This is a genomic window from Halosimplex yunnanense (assembly GCF_054504345.1).
Window position 1 is genome coordinate 211,620 of record NZ_JBTJEL010000036.1, and the last position, 16,373, is coordinate 227,992.

Below are 16,373 nucleotides of genomic sequence, written 5' to 3' on the forward strand. Positions count from 1 at the left end.
GGAGAACCGAGCAGTAGTCAGAATCAGCGGAGTGGCGCCGTCAGTCCTCGACGGCGACGGCTTCGCCGCTCTCGCTGGAGCGGTAGATGGCGTCGAGGACGCGCTGGACGGTCAGGCCCTGCTCGACGGTGTTGCGCTCGGGCGTCTCGCCGCGCGCACAGTGTTCGAGGAAGTAGGTCTGTTCGGCCGCGTGCGGGTCGCGGTTCTGCGTCTCGATGTCCGCCTCGACCATGTGGCCGGCGCCCTCGATGCCGGACTCGTGGAAGGTGACGCCCTCCCCCGGGCGGAAGGTCGCGCCGGACTCGGTACCGCGCAGGACGTACTCCTGCTTTTTCGGTCGGTTGACCGCCCACGCGACTTCCAGAGAGATGGTGCGGTCGTCGGCGCAGCGGATCAGGGCCGTCGCAGAGTCGTCGACGTTGAAGCCCTCGGGACCCTGGTCTTCGCCCCACATCTGGATGTAGGTGTAGTCGTCGCGGCCGCCGAACTGCGAGCGCGTGACGCCGCTGACTTCTTCGACCTCGGGGTAGCCGAGCATGTACAGCGAGAGGTCGACCGCGTGGACGCCGATGTCGATGAGTGCGCCGCCGCCGGCGACTTCCTTGCTCGTGAACCACGAGCCGCGGCCCGGGACGCCGCGTCGGCGGATGTAGTTGGCCTCGACGTGGCTCAGATCGCCGAAGCGGCCCTTCTCGCGGTAGGCGTTGATGACCTCGACCGGGTTCTCGAAGCGGGTGTGAAAGCCGACCATGCAGAACCCCTCGGCGTCCTCGGTGGCATCGGCGATGCGCTCGGCGGCCGGGAGCGTGCTGGCGAGGGGCTTCTCGACGAGGACGTCGAGGCCCGCTTCGAGCGCGTCGACGACGTACTGCTCGTGGAACTTGTTCGGCGTCGTGACCGCGACGGCGTCGACCTCCTCGTAGAGGTCGTGGTGGTTCTCGTACGTCTGAACGCCGAACTCGTCGGCGAAGGAGGCGCGGGCGCCCTCCGCGATGTCGACGCCGCCGACGAGGTTCGCCCCCTGATCGACGAACCGCTCAGCGTGGTGGTGTCCGATGTTGCCCAGTCCGACGATGCCGAGTCTGACAGATGAGATATCGACCATGGTATTGACTCCGTGAAGTGCTACGAAAACGTACGTACGGACTACCGTAAATATCCCGTCATACGTGGCTCCGAACGGTGGCGGGTGTGATCGGTTCGATCGAACGACCGATCGCTCGTCGGCTCACGCCGCATCGACGAGCCGGTTGAGCGCGTAGACCGTCCGAAGTACCTCGCCGGCGTCGCCCGCCGGGAAGACGAGATCGTCCGTCGACCGGACGTGGTCGAGGACGACGGTCGAGGCGTGCTCCGGCGCGGCGGCGATGCCCGCGTCTTCCTCGGCGATCCACTCCATGACCCGCAGGTCGCTCTTGCTGTCGCCCAGCACCAGCGCGAAGGGGTCGTCTATCCCCAGCACGTCGAAGGCCGCGTCGACGCCGACGGGTTTATTGAGTTCGCGGCTGACGACCTCCGCCGCGTCGGCCTCGTAGTAGGCCACGTCCACGCGGTCGAGGAACGACGACACCGGATCGGGGACCGTCGCGTCCTCGGGCACGCCGCCGCGTTCGTCGAGTACCGCCCGGATCTCGGGGTCGCGGGCCGCGTAGAACGCGCGGGTCCACTCTCCCGCCGCCGCGCCGACGATCTCCGCGTCGGCTTCGTCGTCCTGAGAGGCGTCCTCTCCTCGCTCGTCGCTGGGATCGCTCACCTCGTCGAGGTGGTCGGCGACGGCGACGCCGAGGAGGTCGAGCAGGTAGACGAGCGCCTCGTCGATGACGTCGCCGGCGGCGTCGCTCCCGGTCTCGAAGTTCGGCTTGAGCGTGACGTTGAACTCGTTGCCCTGCAGGTGACAGCCGCGGGCGACCCGCTCGGGCGCGTCGGTGAGCACGCCCTGCCGGAGCCGTTCGAACACCGATCGGACCCCCTCGTCCAGCTCTTCGTAGAGCAGGCGCTTCGTGTCGGGGCCGTGGCCGGGGGTGAACACGCCCGTCCCGCTCTCGTAGACGACGCTCACGTCCCCGGAGTTGAGGACGGCGTTGCCCAGCCCCTGCCCGATGAACCCCTTGACGTTCTCCAGCGTCTGGCCGGTGCAGACCACGATGGGGACGCCCGCCTCGTGGAACTCCGTCAGGAGGTGCAGCGTCTCGCGGGGAATTTCGTTGTCGGTGGTCCCCGCCGACCGGAGCGTCTCGTCGACGTCGAGGACGAGCGCGTTCACCGGGCTGCCGTACTCGGTCGCCAGATCGAGGCCGGTGAACGCCTGATCGCGAGTCGCGTGGGCGGCGACCTCCGCGTAGGTCTCGCCGGTGCCCGGGAAGGCCTCGCGGATCTCCGCGCGGCGCGCTTCGAGTTCGTCGCTGGCGTCTTCCCAGTAGGTGAGCGCGACCCGGGAGTCGAGCGGCGGGAAGAGGTCGACGAACGCCTGGTGGGCTCGCAGCGTCTCGGTATCGAATTCGTCGTAGAGCCGGTAGAGCTGGTCGTATCGTTCCATTGTCCGAGGGTAGCGCGGGCGACCGTTGTGTAGGTTGGGGTCGGCGCCGGCGCGCTCGCGGGTATGTGCCCCCGCGGTGCGGGGCATGCGACCGCACGGCGGGAACCCACAACGGGTAACACCCCCGCGTGCGAAAGCACACGTAAGACGCATGAAGAACATCGACGATCTCATCGACAGCGCGGCCGAGCTGGCCGAGCGGGGCCTCTCGAAAGGGGAGATCGCGGACGAGCTGAACGTCTCGAAAGAGACCGCCTCATGGCTCGTCTCCCGCAGCGGCGCGACGACCACGACGGCCACCGCCCAGAAGTCTCACAGCCCCCACGACATCCACGTCGACTGGAGCGCCATCGGCCGCGACAGCGCCCGACTCACCCACGTCGGCCGCGCCGTCGCGGACCTGCTCTCCAAGAAGGGCGAAGAGGTCGACCTGACCATCGGGATCGAGAAGGCCGGTGCGCCCATCGCGACGACCGTCGCGCGGGAACTGGACACGGATCTCGGGACCTACGCGCCGAGCAAACACCAGTGGGACGACGGCGAGACCGAGGACCTCTCCGGGTCGTTCTCGCGGAACTTCTCGCAGATCCGCGGCCGCGAGTGCTACGTAGTCGACGACACCATCACAAGCGGCACGACGATGACCGAGACGGTCGAGGCGATCCGCGAGCAGGGCGGCGAACCCGTCGCCTGCGCGGTCCTCACCGACAAGCGCGGCGTCGAGGAGATCGAGGGCGTCCCCGTCTACTCGCTCGTCCAGGTGCTGCGCGTCGGTCAGTCCGAGTAACCGACGCTCGAACTCGGGTCGGCAACTCCAGCACCGACCGCCGACGCCACTCCGGGTCGGCGACGGCCCTCGCTGTCGGTCGATCGACAGTACCGCCCGGTCCATCCTTTCCTCTCGTTCGCGCGAGCAGCGGAGAAGGGAGCAGAAGCAATGCAGGGCAGGAAGCGGCCGGTTCGCTCACCGCTCGACGTCTTCCCAGTGAGTCGAGGTGATGTGCGCGCCGGGGTCGTCCGGGACACTCAGGGTCAACTCCTCCTCGCTCCGCTCGACGACGAGTTCCGGGCGGTCGTCGTCGGGACCGTCGCGGTCGTCCCGCTCGTCGGCATGAACCCGAACGAGATCGTCAGTCACTGCGCGTCCGTCCCCCTCGAGGACTTCCTCTGTCAGTCCGACGCACTGGACCGACCGCGACCTGTCGCTACGCGCCGGTCTGTCGGGTTCCGACGGTTCGATCGCGTCGTATTCGTCCGGCCGGTTCGTCACGGACGGGAGCCGGGCGCGGAGGGAGCGCCCGACGGACCGGACGCGCTCGACGACCCGGCCGACCAGCGAAGTGGACTCCGTTCCCCGGTCGGCGTCCGCGACGCTCCGGCCCTCCCTGTCGGACCCGTCGAGGGGGGACTGGCTCATACGTCCACTTGGTGCGGAACGGTAAAAATCATTGTGCTAACGGGTACCATGCGCGTGGTACTACCGGTATCTCGTCACGTCTGGCGCCCGACACCGGGCTTCGATCCCGGTGGCGAGATGGCCCTCAGTCGCCGGTGGTCGGAGCGTATTCGGGGGCCGGCTCGAGCCGGTAGAGACCGAGGAACGCGGCGGCGGCGACGGCGATGAACGCGCTGGCGGTGAAGAAGGCGACGAACACGGAGGTGGCGTCCCAGAGCGCGCCGACGGAAACGGGACCCACGACCTGCCCGACCTTCCAGGCGATCGAGCGCAGCGAGAGGCTCCCCGCGACGGCGTCGAAGTGTTCGCCCTCCTCGACGAACAGCGCCATGCTCGCGGGCAGGCGGAGGCTGTCGGCGACCCCGCAGACGGCGAACGCGCCGAACAGCGGGAAAAATGCTGGCGGGAGCGTCGTCGACAGCGATCCGACGGCGACGGTCACCGGCGCGAACCACCCGACCGCGTACTCGGCGAAGGGGATGACCGCCGCGCCGACGGCGTACAGCACCGCGCCCGCGAAGACGAACAGGTGTTTGCGCCCGATCCTGTCCGTGTACGACCCGACCATCCCCTGCGTCAGCGACTTCGTGAGCTTCCCGCCCGCGAGGATGCCGCCGACGAGGACCGGGTTCATCCCGTAGCGGGTCCGCGCGTAGATGGGCAGGAAGAGGATCACCGCCATCTTCCCGAAGCTCAGTCCGAACCGGAAGACCACGAGCGCACGGATCGCCGACCGCCCGAGCAACAGTCGGATCGTCTCGAGGCCGGTCGCCTCCTCGGGGTCGGCCTGTCCACCGGGGTCGTTCCGGAGGAACAGGTAGACTCCCACGGCCGCCAGCAGCGTCACGCCGCTGAGGACGCCGTAGGTGAGCGTGAACCCGCTCGTCGCGAGCAGGATACCGCCGACGAGGTCACCGGCGAGGCTGGAGAACGCGCCGACCTGGTTGTACGTCCCGAGCCACTGCCCGCGCTCGGCGTCGGGGCTGATCTCCCCGACGACGGTCGACCCCGTGATCCACAGGAGGCTGGCGCTGAACCCCTGCAGGACGCGCATCAGGACGACGTGACTCACCGACTGGACCATCGCGAACCCGACGAACACGCCGACGTTCAGGACGAGGCCGGCCAGCAGGTACCGCTTGGCGTTGCCCGTGTCGATCGCTCGCCCCAGCGGCAGGACGATGATCAACTGGACGAGCGCGAACGCCGTCCCGAACAGCCCCTCGACGGTCCCGGAGGTCGAGAAGAGGTCCGCGTACAGCGCCAGCGCGATCGCGATCGTCGAGTACGCCTGCGAACGGGCGAACGCGGTGCCCGCGAGTGCCAGAAACTCCGCGTTCCGGAGCAGTCGCAGCGATCCGCCGGACTCGCGGCTCACTGGATCGCCCTTCGACTACAGGGAATAATGCGTTTCGTCCCCGGCGGTCCCTTCCGCCTGTCGGCCGCCCGACCGACTGCCAGCGGCCCGGCTGGCCGCGGACGGACCGCTCGACGGCCCTACAGTTCGATCCGCTCGACGATGTTGTTGTCGCCGTCGGTCGAGTTGAGCGCGACGATGCGGACGTGGGCTTCCAGACCCGACCCGTTGAGTTTGGCCTTCAGCAACTCGTCGACCTGGTAGACGCCCGCGGCGTTGTGCATCTCGATCTCGACGAGCACCGGGACGTCCTCGCCGGCTTCGAGCGTCACCGACTCGATAGCCTGGCTCGACACCGTGTTGATCCCGCGTCCGCCCCGCTCGTAGGGGTAGCGCGACCGGCCGTGTTCCATGTCGAGGCCGTCGGAGATTCTGACGATGCCGGCCTCCGTCGTCAGCGGCGTCTCCTCCGTGTGGTGACAGAGGATCGCGTGCAGGACTTCCCCTTTCACTCGGACCGCGTCAGCAGTGTCGTAGAACTCCGGCAGGATGCGATCGAGCAGGTCCGCGGCCAGCGGGATGGAGTAGTAGGGGTGTTCGTCGCGGTGGACGACGTGGCCGATGTCGTGCAGCGTCGCGGCGAGGCCGACGATCACCGGTTCGTCCGCGGTTTCGAGGCCCTGATCGGCCGCGCCGTTGAACTCGACGCCGCCGTCGTGGAGCAGTTCGTAGAGCGTCAGCGCGCGGTCGCGGACGATGCTGATGTGTTTGGCCCCGTGGTCGTTGTACCGCATGCGCGCCACCGGATTGACGTTCTGCGCGTCGAGGTACGTCTGGACCTCCTCGTCGTCGTCGAGGTACGCGAGCACCTCGTTGAGGCGCTCGTCGGGGAAGTCGTGCTCGGCGTCGGGGTCGTACGACTGGTCGCTCATGGCAGTACGGTCCGCCCGCGGACGCAAAAACCCCGTGCCCGGCGGGGATCGACTCCCCGGTTTCGCTCCGGTGGCGACCCCGAGTCAGGTCATCGACTCCACGGCGTCGCGGACCTCGTCGTAGTCCGGTTCGATTCCCGGGTCCTCGGCGACCCACGCGTAGCGGACCTCGCGGTCGCCGTCGACGACGATCACGGCGCGCTTGGCGACGTCCTCGACGCCCATCGACGCGAAGTCCATGCTCAGGTCGTAGGCGTCGACGATCCGCCGATTAGTGTCGCTAATCAGCCCGAAGGACAGGCCGCTGTCGTCGCGGAAGGCGTTGAGCGCGAACGGCGTGTCGACGCTGATCCCGTAGATCGACGCGCCGAAGTTCTCGAACTCGTCCAGCCGCTCCTCGAACGTCTCCATCTCGTGCGTGCAGACACCGGTGAACGCGCCCGGGAAGGTGACGAGGACGAGCGGGGCCTCGTCCAACTGCTCCGAGAGGGTGAACTCGGACACGTCGCCGTTGGCCAGCGGTGCTTTGAACTCCGGCGCGGTGTCTCCGACGTCGACCATGATCGATAGTTGGTTTCCCGCCGCAAGGGCGTTGTGCCACCGGATGTCCCGTCCGGATCCCGCTCGGCGAAAGATTGATGAGAGCCGTTCTACCCCCATGATAGACAGCAAAAAGGTTATAATCGGGACCGAGTAACCGTCGGGTAGAGATGTTGCAAGAAGCACTCATCCCCTTGTTCCCCATGGGGGGAATGCCGGGCGGGACGGAACTGATCGTCATCCTGCTGATCGCCGTGCTGCTGTTCGGTGCGAACAAGATCCCCAAGCTCGCTCGGTCGACCGGCCAGGCCATGGGCGAGTTCCAGAAAGGTCGCGAGCAGGTCGAACAGGAACTCGAAGAGATGAAAGAGGGCGCAACCATCGACGACGAGGGTAACATCGTCGACGAGGACGGCGAAATCCTCAAGACCGAGGCCGAGCGCGAGACCGAGGCCGCCATCGACTCCTCGGACTCCTCGTCGTCCAGTAACTGACGGTTCCGTTCTCCCCTCTTTCGCGACCTGCCGAGAGGCCTCACCGTCTCCCCCGTTCGTTTCTTCGAGGAACGTGACCCCGTCGAGCAACAGCAAGGGTTTTTCTCCCGGCGGTCGGTCACACCGGTAGGGCGTGTGGCCTAGGGGACAGGGCGAGGGGTTCCTAACCCCTCGATCGCGGGTTCGAATCCCGCCACGCCCGTGCCACTTTTTCCGGCGGAGCGGTCCAGTCCGCGGCGACCCCAGCAGAACGCCCGAGTTCGTCTCGTCCGGGTACGCTGGCTACTTGTTGGTAAGACAAGACTTACGCCGGTCAAACCAGAAGAACCGGCCGATGGATTACGAGCGTCGGCTCACCGAGGACGTACTCGATCTCGGTGGGCTCCTCGTCGCGTACGTCTTCGTCGGACTGCCGGTCGGTTCCATCGCGACCCGGCTCGTCGAGTCGGTGAGCCGGCCGCTGCCCCTCACGGTGGTAGAGGCAGGACTCGTGTTCGGTGCGGTCGTCGTGGCCGCCGCCGAGGTCGTCGACAAGCGGCCCGGGCCTGTGGAGTCTATCGGGTTCTTCGCGGCTGACGTCATCGTTCGAGTGCCGCTCGTCATCGTCATCGCGCTGTCCACCGAGAGCGCCTCAATCATGGCCGTCGGCTACCTCGTCGCGGCCGTGATCGCGTACGTTCTCGCCATCCGCTGGGGTGCCGAGGAGACGGTCCACCGAAGCCGACGAGCGCTGGGGCGACTGACGTGGGTTCCCGAACGTGAGGAACCGGCGGAGCGCCGATAACCGATCTCACGTCCGCTCGTGGACGCGCATCTGCACCGGATTCCGGGGACGAGCGGTGATCGTCGCGACGAGGTCGAGCGACGGGTCTGAGACGAGTTCGAGGTGGTACTGCTGGAGTAGCGTGGCGAGGACGACGCGGGCTTCGAGCATCGCGAACCGGTCGCCGACGCAGCGGCGCGGTCCCGCGGAGAAGGGGAAGTAGGCCAGCGACGGCAGCGACCCCTCCATCTCGTCGGTCCACCGCCCGGGTCGGAACGCCATCGGGTCGTCGTAGAGCGTCGGGTCGCGGTGGACGGTCCACTGGTTGATCGAGACCGTCGCGCCTTCCGGAATCGTGTAGCCGCCGATCTCGTCCGGCGCGGTGGCCTCGCGGACGATGCCGGGGACCGGCGGATAGAGGCGCATCGACTCCCGGACGACGTCTTCGAGGTAGGTGAGTTCGCGAACGTCCTCGATGGTGGGCGGGTCGCCACCGAGGTGCTCGTCGAGTTCGTCGAGCAGGCGCTCCTCGACGCGGGGGTGCTGCGCGAGCAGATAGAAGGTGAAGGTCAGCGCGAGCGCCGTGGTCTCGTGACCGGCGAGCAGCAGCGTCATCACCTCGTCGCGGACCTGCTCGCGGGACATGCGCTGGCCCGCCTCGTCCTCGACGGAGAGCATCCGTGAGACCACGTCGTCGCCGGGATTGCGCGACCGCTCGTCGATGATCCGGTAGACGACCCGCTTTAAGTCTTCGACCGCGCGCTGGAGCTTGAGCTTCCCCGGAGTCGGGACGTCGACGGGGAGCATGTCGGCGCTGAGCCCTTCTTGGGAGTCCATCACGACTTGCAGCGCGGAGGCGACGGTGTCGACGTCGCGGCCCACGTCGACGCCGAACAGCGCGTCGGCGACGATTTCGAGCGTGAGTTCCATCATGTCCGCGTTCACGTCGCGGACGGCGCCCTCGCGCCACAGCGCGGCGGTCTCCTCGGTGCGCTCGACCATCGTCTCGGCGTACTCTGCGATGCGGTCCGGCTCGAACGCCGGGCCGATGAGGTGGCGCTGGCGCCGCCAGAACTCTCCCTCGCTGTTGAGCAGTCCATTGCCCAGCACCGGCCCGAGCGACTCCTGGAACAGCTCGCCCTTGACGTAGTTCTGGTTGTTGTGGACGAGGACGTGCTCGATTCCCTCGGGGCTGTTCAGCTGATAGAAGGGCGTCCCGAGCACCTCGTAGTACGCGACGTCGCCGTACTCCCGGGCACAGCGCTCCCAGAAGGCGTATCGGTCGCGGACGACCTCGACGAGATTTCCGATTACCGGGCGGCCGCTGGGTCCCGGCGGGCGGACGAGTTCCGAGTCAGGGGAGGCTTCGCTCGCCATGGTCGCGATAGGGGTCTCGACGGGATAATCGCTCGGTCGAGAAACCGACTGCTGGCTCGGCGTGTCAGTCTCGACAGCGAAGGGCCGACCCGTTCCCGTCCCACGTCCCGGTTCCCAGCCCAGGGGGACGAACTGTCGTGGTTCGCGTCGCCGATTACAGCTTCTTCTCGGCGTCCTCGGCGAGTTCCTTCATGCGCTTGCCGACGCGGCCGGCGTCGGAGAACTCGTCTTCGCTCATGGCGGTGGCGAGGGCGTTGCCGAGGACGAACACCGCGTGTTTGTGTTCGCTTTTGGACTTGTGGACGTCGTCGGGCGTGACGTCGAGTTCCTCGTAGGGGTCGAACAGCGTGGCGTCGACGTCCTCCAGATTGGCGAAGTAGTCCTTGATCATCACCATCTGGGCGTGCAGTTCCAGCAGTTCGTCCTTGTGCATGCGGGCCAGTACGGTAACCGCCGGTTTAAGAATTGTCCGTCAGGAGGTCACACGGCCGCCCACGTACGCGTTCAGAAGACGTACTCGTCTTCGTGGCCCATCATCCCGTCGTCCTCGTACCCCGCGTCCTCGTCGTCGTCCATCGGTCCGCTCGTCTTGTACGCCTTCAACCCCGTCGACAGCAGGTCCTCGATGGCTTCCTCCCGGTTGAGAAACTCACCCTGCTCGACGAGCTGGGTGATGCGCATTTCGAGGTGTTCGGGGATCGTGAGATCAACCTTGGGCATCGGATCGGTCGACTCTTCGGTGAGGGGGTATTTAAGTCTGGCGGGGGTTATATCCGGCCCGGACGGGCCGTATCCTGCGATTTTCGCCCGGTCGTGCCGGGGCGCTCGGAGATCGCTCTAACGGGTGTTCTATCGGGTCGTACTCGGAGTCGACGGGGTAGACACCGGGTGGTGAAGCCGCGTCGATTCGGTCGGGGCGAAGTAGTTAGGCTGAAAGGCTACCAGTGCAAAGCGACTGGAGATGGAACCTCTGCGTGGTGACGAGTCGTCGGTCGACCCCGACGAGACGACCATCGCGGCGCGCGGTCGCGAGATCGGTCCCGTCCCGCTCGGGGCCGTCCTGCGTGAACTCCCTCGACCGACGATCGCCTGGTCGGAGGCGGGCCAGCAGGTCGCTGCGGGTGGGGCCGCGGCGACGATCACTGCCGACGGCGCCGAGCGCTTCGAGACCGTCCGACGGGCGGGCGAGGCGCTGTTCGCCGGCCGGACGGTCGCGACGGACCTGCCGCGGGCCGCGCGGCCGCGCCTGTTCGGCGGCTTCGCCTTCCACGACGACGACAAAGACGACGAAGACTCCCCGTGGAGGGGCTTCCCCGACGCGCAGTTCGTCCTCCCCGCTGTCCAGGTCGTGACGGACGCCGACGGCTCGACGTGGGTCGTGGCGACCGCGACCGGCCCCTCCGCGGCCTCGACCGCCGACGACCTGCTCGACGAGTGGGCCGACCGCGTCGGATCGCTGGACGACGACCTGCCGACCGGTGGACCCGGGATCGAACAGCGGACGTACACGCCCGATGACGCGGGCTGGCGCCAGCAGATCGGGGCGGCCGTCGACCGCATCGAGCAGGGGACGCTCCGCAAGGTCGTCCTCGCCCAGTCGCTGACGGTCGAGTTGCGCGAGGCGCTGTCGGTTCCGGCCGTCTACGAGCGCCTGACGGAGACCTACCCGGACTGTTTCCGCTTCCTCGTCGCGCCCGAGGGAGGCGGCCAGTTCTTCGGGGCCACGCCCGAGCGGCTGGTCTCCCGCGACGGTCGGACGGTCACGACCGAGGCGCTCGCGGGTTCGACCGGCCGGGGCGACACCCCCGAGGAAGACGAGTGGCTCGCGCGCGAACTCCAGGAGAGCGCGAAGGACAGCCACGAACACGAACTCGTCGTCGAGGCGATCAAGTCGCAACTCGACCCGTTCGCGACCTCGATCTCGACGGGCGACCGCACGGTGCGCCGACTGGCGACGGTCCAGCACCTCCAGACGCCGATCACCGCCGAACTCGCGGAGGACGACCACGTCCTCTCGCTGGTCGAGGCGCTGCACCCGACGCCCGCCGTCGGCGGCTTGCCCCCGGACGAGGCGCTGGAGACGATCACGGCGACAGAGACCTTCGAACGCGGCTGGTACGCCTCCCCGGTCGGGTGGTTCGACGCCGAGGGCGACGGGACCTTCGCCGTCGCGCTCCGGTCCGCGGTCGCGACGGGCCGGCAGGCGACGCTGTTCGCAGGCAACGGCATCGTCGGCGACAGCGACCCGGATCGGGAGTGGGACGAGGTGCAATTGAAGTACCGCCCGGTCCTCGACGCGCTCGAATGACGGGGACTAGCGAGCGGGTGAGCACGCGATGACCGCGCCGAACCGAGCCACGCTCTGGGGGCGGACGCTCGCCGACGAACTCGCAGCGAGCGGCGTCACCGCCGCCTGCATCTCGCCGGGGAGCCGCTCGACGCCGCTGACGGTCGCGTTCGCCGAACACCCGGATATCGAGGTGTACTCGGTGCTCGACGAGCGCTCTGCGGGCTTCTTCGCGCTCGGCCGCGGCCGCCGCACCGGCGAGGCGACGGCGCTGGTCTGTACGTCCGGGACCGCCGCGGCGAACTACCACCCGGCGGTCATCGAGGCCTCCCAGTCGCGGGTCCCCCTGCTCGTGCTGACCGCCGACCGCCCCGCGGAACTCTCCGACAGCGGCGCCAACCAGACGGTCGACCAGACGAAGCTCTACGGCGACGCCGTCCGGTGGTACCGCGAACTCCCCGAACCCGCTCCGGAGGCGCGCCGGCTCCGCTCGCTCCGGGTCGCCGCCGACCGCGCCGTCGCGAAGACGACCGGCGCGAACCCCGGCCCCGTCCACCTCAACGTCCCCGTGGCGAAACCGCTCGAACCGGTCGAACGAGCGGACGACGTACCCGACTCGCTCGCCGAGACCGCGCCGCTCGGAAGCGACGGTCGGGACGGACCGTTCGTCGAGACTTCCGGCGGCACGCTCACCCCGGACGACCGGACTATCGAGGGTCTGGCGGCCGCCGTTGAATCCGCCGAGCGCGGACTGGTCGTCGCCGGCCCGCTGAACCCTGGCGTCTGCGACCCGGAAGCGATCGACGCCCTGCTCGACGCGACCGGCTGGCCGCTGCTGGCCGATCCGCTGTCGGGGCTCCGCTACGGTCCGCTCGTCGACGATCACCTCGTCTGCGGCGGGTACGACTCCTACCTCGACGCAGAGGGTTGGCCCGACCCGGATACAGTCGTCCGCATCGGCGCGTCGCCCACCTCGAAGGTCCTCCGGCGGTTCCTGGCCGACGCCGACGCCAGGCAGTTCGTCGTGGACCCGGCGGGCGACTGGCCCGAGGCGGAGTTCACGGCCACGGACTACGTCGAGGCCGACCCGACGGCGGTCGCCTCGGCGCTCGCCGAGCGACTCGACGACAGCGCGGTTCCGGGTTCGAACTCGTCCCTCACAGCGTGGCGCGACCGCTTCGAGCGCGCCGAGCGCGACCACTGGGACGTCGTAACGTCGGGCGCCGACGAACGGTTCTTCGAGGGCGCGATCCTCGCCGACGTCGTGGCCGAGGCGCCCGACCCGGCGACGGTGTTCGTCTCGAACAGCATGCCGGTCCGCGACTGCGACCGGTTCGGACGGCCCCACGCGGCCGGCCTGACGGTGCTCGGCAACCGCGGCGCCAGCGGCATCGACGGCATCACGAGTTCGGCGCTCGGCGCCGGCAGCGCCACCGACGACCCGCTGGTGCTCGTCACCGGCGACCTGGCCTACTACCACGACATGAACGGCCTCCTCTCGGTCGCGCGCTGCGGCGTCGACGCGACTATCGTCCTCGTGAACAACGACGGCGGCGGCATCTTCCACCTCCTCCCCATCGAGTCGTTCGACCCCCCGTTCACCGACCAGTTCAAGACCCCTCATGGACTCGACTTCGAGCCCTCGGCCGACCTCTACGGGCTGGAGTTCCGGCGCGTGGACGACCGGGAGAGCTTCGTGGAGGCCTACCGCGACTCGCTGGCGAGCGACGGCACGCAGGTCGTCGAAGTCACCGTCGACGGCGAGGCCAGTCACCGCTTCCGCGAGACGCTTCAGGAGCGCGTCCGCGACCGCGTCGCCTCCGGCGACTGACCGTCGGCTGTTCGCGTTTCCCCGGTCTCTACGGTCTGACCAGCGAGTACGTCAACACCGAGAGGCCGAGCGGGAGCCACGTCGCCGTCAGCCCGATGACGCCGAACAGCGAGAAGAGGCTCACGCCCGGTGCGGCGAGCAGCCCGAGCGGCACGAGGACGCTCCAGAGTCCGTAGATCGCGATCGCGGCCTTCGGGATCGAGAGGAGATAGGCGAACGTCAGCAGCGTGCAGACGGCGATGGTCAGTTGCGCGGGGAGCGGGAACCGCGGGTAGAGCATGCTCGCGACGAAGAATGGATGGAGGAAGAATATCGAGCCGAGGATGACGAGCGACTGCCCCTTCGGGAAGAGGCGACTCGGTCGGAGTCGCCGTGCACCGTCGGTGCCCTGCCGGACGGCCCACGCGCCGCTCTCCTGCCAGGCGTTCCACGACCAGTCGACGTTCGGGCCGTCGGTCGCCCCCGCCGCGGCCTGCCGCTGTGCCGAGGGGGAGCCGCCTGAACTCCCGGCAGTACCACTGTCGCTGGACGCACCGCTCGCGGTCACACTGCTCGACTGCCACGCCGGCCCGGTCGAGTCACCGCGAGAGCGGGTCGTTCCGTCCCCTGGCGATCGGTTTCGACCGTTCCCGGACACCCCGCCGGCACCGGTATCGGCGCCTGGACTATCTGTGTCGGAACTTGCGGTCCCGCTGTCGGACGACCTTCCGACGTCGAACCCCTCTCCCGGCCGGCGACCAGCACGGTGTTTCTCCCGGCGGCCCGAGCGTCGCCCCCGTTGCTGGGAGCCGCGCCACGTGCTCTCTCCCGACGAACGGTCGCGCTCGCTCCGGTTCGTTCCGCTCACGGACGAACTCCGCCAGCCGCCGCCGAACCCTGTATCGCTCGTTTCACCCCACTGGGGACCGCTGGTTCCGGATGCTTCGGAGTCTGGACTCTCTGGTCCCGCCTCGTCAGACTGGGACTTCTGTTCGGAACCCGTGGTACTCCTCGAGTCCGTCGAGTTCCTGCTGGGGCCTCGGGGACCGTCGCCGGTGTACGCCTCGTGGCCGAGTCGGTCGTACCGGGCGCGTTCGTCCTCGTCGGTGAGGACCCGTTTCGCCTTGTTGAGTCGCTTGGTGCGCTCGCCGGCGTCCACGTCGTCACTCACGTCGGGGTGGACCTGCTTGATGGCCTCGCGGTAGGCCGATTCGATCTCCTCGGTGTTCGCGTCGTCGGCGACGCCGAGGAGGTCGTAGAACGTCTCTGTCATGGCGAGCGCTGGTGAAGTACCCGGATTTCGAAGGCCGGTACCAAAACGCCTGCGGCCGAGTATCGAACGAGATAGTCGGTAGAACCCGTGTTCAGTCGCCCTCACTTCACGCTCGTCGACCGGAAGACCGAGGGGCGACCCGAATCAGCCAGTTCACATGTCCCGACAGACCGTTTCGAGCGGCACCGAGTGGGAATCGCACGTCGGCTACTCGCGCGCGGTCGCCGTCGACGGGCAGGTTCACGTCTCCGGCACGACCCCTGTCGGCGACGACGGCGAGGTGCTCGGTGACGGGCCGTACGAGCAGACCCTTGCGGCGCTGGAGATCATCGAGGGCGCGCTGGAAGAGGCCGGTGCGTCGATCGACGACGTCGTCCGGACGCGTCTGTACGTGACCAACATCGAGGATTACGAGGCGATCGGCCGCGCTCACGGCGAGGTGTTCGCAGACGTCCGCCCCGCGTCGACGATGGTCGAGGTGAGCCGTCTCGTCGACGAAGATTTTTGCGTGGAGATCGAGGCTACCGCGGTCGTGGCCGACTGACCCCGACGAGGAATCTTTTTGCGCGGTCCGGCCCGACCACCGGCCATGGTTTCCGAGATTTTCGACCCCGACCGATGGGAGCCGGTCGACGCCTTCGACTTCCGCGATATCACCTACCACCGCGGGACCGACGTCGACGCCGTTCGCATCGCCTTCGACCGCCCCGAGGTCCGCAACGCCTTCCGCCCCGGCACGGTCGACGAACTTTACACCGCGCTCGACCACGCCAAACGACAGTCCGATATCGGCTGCGTCCTCCTGACGGGGAACGGCCCCTCGCCGAAGGACGGCGGCTGGGCCTTCTGCGCGGGCGGCGACCAGTCCGTCCGCGGCGACGAGGGCTACGAGTACCGCGGCGAGGACAGCGAGGCGGGGAGCGCCTCGGAACGGTCGAGCGGCGAGCCGAGAGACGGCGAGTCAAAAGACGCCGCCGAGGCCGGGCGCCTCCACATCCTCGAAGTCCAGCGGCTCATCCGCCACATCCCCAAACCCGTCGTCTGCGTCGTCCCCGGGTGGGCGGTCGGCGGTGGCCACTCCCTGCACGTCGTCTGCGACCTCACGCTCGCCAGCGACGACCACGCGAAGTTCCTCCAGACCGACCCCGACGTCGCCTCCTTCGACGCCGGTTTCGGCTCGGCCTACCTCGCCCGACAGGTCGGCCAGAAGAAGGCCCGCGAGATCTTCTTCCTCGGCAAGACCTACGACGCCGAGGAAGCCGCGGACATGGGGATGGTCAACGAAGCCGTCCCGCACGAGGAACTCGAAGCGACCGCGCTCGACTGGGCCGACCGCATTACGAATAAGTCGCCGATGGCCATCCGCATGCTCAAGTACGGGTTCAACGCGGCCGACGACGGCATGGTCGGCCAGCAGGTCTTCGCCGGTGAGGCCACTCGACTCGGCTACATGACCGACGAAGCCAAGGAGGGCCGCGACGCCTTCAACGAGGGTCGCGACCCCGACTTCGACGACTACGAGTGGTATTACTAGGAGCCATCTTTTCC

17 protein-coding genes and 1 tRNA gene are annotated in these 16,373 nt (G+C 68.2%); 8 read left to right on the plus strand and 10 right to left on the minus strand.

Annotated features, from left to right (window positions below; genetic code table 11):
• Positions 1 to 40: 40 nt before the first annotated feature.
• On the minus strand, positions 41 to 1,105 hold the full coding sequence (locus AB2U09_RS17215; RefSeq protein ID WP_459193963.1) for a Gfo/Idh/MocA family protein: 1,065 nt from the start codon (positions 1,103 to 1,105) through the stop codon (positions 41 to 43).
• A gap of 123 nt (positions 1,106 to 1,228) precedes the next feature.
• Positions 1,229 to 2,536, minus strand: coding sequence for an HAD family hydrolase (locus AB2U09_RS17220; RefSeq protein WP_459193964.1), 1,308 nt, complete (start codon positions 2,534 to 2,536; stop codon positions 1,229 to 1,231).
• A gap of 151 nt (positions 2,537 to 2,687) precedes the next feature.
• On the opposite strand from AB2U09_RS17220, the gene gfcR reads away from it, so the two are divergent.
• Positions 2,688 to 3,323: a transcriptional regulator GfcR gene (gene gfcR, locus AB2U09_RS17225; protein WP_459193965.1), complete on the plus strand. Its 636-nt coding sequence runs from the start codon at positions 2,688 to 2,690 to the stop codon at positions 3,321 to 3,323.
• A 177-nt stretch (positions 3,324 to 3,500) separates the two neighbouring features.
• Here the strand turns inward: gfcR and AB2U09_RS17230 are convergent, their stop codons facing one another.
• The 4 genes from AB2U09_RS17230 to AB2U09_RS17245 form a co-directional block, all read right to left on the minus strand.
• The gene (locus tag AB2U09_RS17230) at positions 3,501 to 3,953 is read right to left on the minus strand and encodes a hypothetical protein (RefSeq protein ID WP_459193966.1); all 453 of its coding nucleotides are present in this window, start codon (positions 3,951 to 3,953) and stop codon (positions 3,501 to 3,503) included.
• Between the two features lie 124 nt (positions 3,954 to 4,077).
• On the minus strand, positions 4,078 to 5,370 hold the full coding sequence (locus AB2U09_RS17235; RefSeq protein ID WP_459193967.1) for an MFS transporter: 1,293 nt from the start codon (positions 5,368 to 5,370) through the stop codon (positions 4,078 to 4,080).
• Positions 5,371 to 5,489: 119 nt separating this feature from the next.
• The gene (locus AB2U09_RS17240; RefSeq protein ID WP_459193968.1) at positions 5,490 to 6,281 is read right to left on the minus strand and encodes an HD domain-containing protein; all 792 of its coding nucleotides are present in this window, start codon (positions 6,279 to 6,281) and stop codon (positions 5,490 to 5,492) included.
• Between the two features lie 84 nt (positions 6,282 to 6,365).
• Positions 6,366 to 6,842: a redoxin domain-containing protein gene (locus AB2U09_RS17245; protein WP_459193969.1), complete on the minus strand. Its 477-nt coding sequence runs from the start codon at positions 6,840 to 6,842 to the stop codon at positions 6,366 to 6,368.
• 149 nt (positions 6,843 to 6,991) lie between these two features.
• Between AB2U09_RS17245 and AB2U09_RS17250 the strand changes: the two genes are divergently transcribed.
• From AB2U09_RS17250 to AB2U09_RS17260, 3 genes are all read left to right on the plus strand, one after another.
• Complete coding sequence (locus tag AB2U09_RS17250) at positions 6,992 to 7,315, plus strand: Sec-independent protein translocase subunit TatA/TatB (protein WP_459193970.1); 324 nt, start codon at positions 6,992 to 6,994, stop codon at positions 7,313 to 7,315.
• Between the two features lie 129 nt (positions 7,316 to 7,444).
• A tRNA-Arg gene (locus tag AB2U09_RS17255) sits at positions 7,445 to 7,517 on the plus strand.
• A 132-nt stretch (positions 7,518 to 7,649) separates the two neighbouring features.
• Positions 7,650 to 8,099 (plus strand): hypothetical protein, encoded by a 450-nt coding sequence (locus AB2U09_RS17260; protein ID WP_459193971.1) that lies wholly within the window; start codon positions 7,650 to 7,652, stop codon positions 8,097 to 8,099.
• 6 nt (positions 8,100 to 8,105) lie between these two features.
• On the opposite strand, the gene AB2U09_RS17265 is transcribed toward AB2U09_RS17260, so the two are convergent.
• The 3 genes from AB2U09_RS17265 to AB2U09_RS17275 form a co-directional block, all read right to left on the minus strand.
• The gene (locus AB2U09_RS17265; RefSeq protein ID WP_459193972.1) at positions 8,106 to 9,455 is read right to left on the minus strand and encodes a cytochrome P450; all 1,350 of its coding nucleotides are present in this window, start codon (positions 9,453 to 9,455) and stop codon (positions 8,106 to 8,108) included.
• A gap of 154 nt (positions 9,456 to 9,609) precedes the next feature.
• Positions 9,610 to 9,888, minus strand: coding sequence for a UPF0058 family protein (locus AB2U09_RS17270; RefSeq protein ID WP_459193973.1), 279 nt, complete (start codon positions 9,886 to 9,888; stop codon positions 9,610 to 9,612).
• Between the two features lie 71 nt (positions 9,889 to 9,959).
• The gene (locus AB2U09_RS17275; protein ID WP_274323873.1) at positions 9,960 to 10,175 is read right to left on the minus strand and encodes a ribbon-helix-helix domain-containing protein; all 216 of its coding nucleotides are present in this window, start codon (positions 10,173 to 10,175) and stop codon (positions 9,960 to 9,962) included.
• Positions 10,176 to 10,416: 241 nt separating this feature from the next.
• Here AB2U09_RS17275 and AB2U09_RS17280 point away from each other — a divergent pair, with 241 nt between their 5' ends.
• On the plus strand, positions 10,417 to 11,763 hold the full coding sequence (locus AB2U09_RS17280) for an isochorismate synthase (RefSeq protein WP_459193974.1): 1,347 nt from the start codon (positions 10,417 to 10,419) through the stop codon (positions 11,761 to 11,763).
• Positions 11,764 to 11,791: 28 nt separating this feature from the next.
• The gene (menD, locus tag AB2U09_RS17285; RefSeq protein ID WP_459193975.1) at positions 11,792 to 13,573 is read left to right on the plus strand and encodes a 2-succinyl-5-enolpyruvyl-6-hydroxy-3-cyclohexene-1-carboxylic-acid synthase; all 1,782 of its coding nucleotides are present in this window, start codon (positions 11,792 to 11,794) and stop codon (positions 13,571 to 13,573) included.
• Between the two features lie 28 nt (positions 13,574 to 13,601).
• Here the strand turns inward: menD and AB2U09_RS17290 are convergent, their stop codons facing one another.
• Complete coding sequence (locus AB2U09_RS17290; RefSeq protein WP_459193976.1) at positions 13,602 to 14,825, minus strand: J domain-containing protein; 1,224 nt, start codon at positions 14,823 to 14,825, stop codon at positions 13,602 to 13,604.
• A gap of 157 nt (positions 14,826 to 14,982) precedes the next feature.
• On the opposite strand from AB2U09_RS17290, the gene AB2U09_RS17295 reads away from it, so the two are divergent.
• Positions 14,983 to 15,369 carry a RidA family protein gene (locus AB2U09_RS17295; protein ID WP_459193977.1) on the plus strand — a complete coding sequence of 129 codons (387 nt, stop codon included), beginning with the start codon at positions 14,983 to 14,985 and terminating at the stop codon, positions 15,367 to 15,369.
• Positions 15,370 to 15,414: 45 nt separating this feature from the next.
• Positions 15,415 to 16,359 carry a 1,4-dihydroxy-2-naphthoyl-CoA synthase gene (locus AB2U09_RS17300; RefSeq protein ID WP_459193978.1) on the plus strand — a complete coding sequence of 315 codons (945 nt, stop codon included), beginning with the start codon at positions 15,415 to 15,417 and terminating at the stop codon, positions 16,357 to 16,359.
• The last annotated feature ends 14 nt before the right edge of the window (positions 16,360 to 16,373 follow it).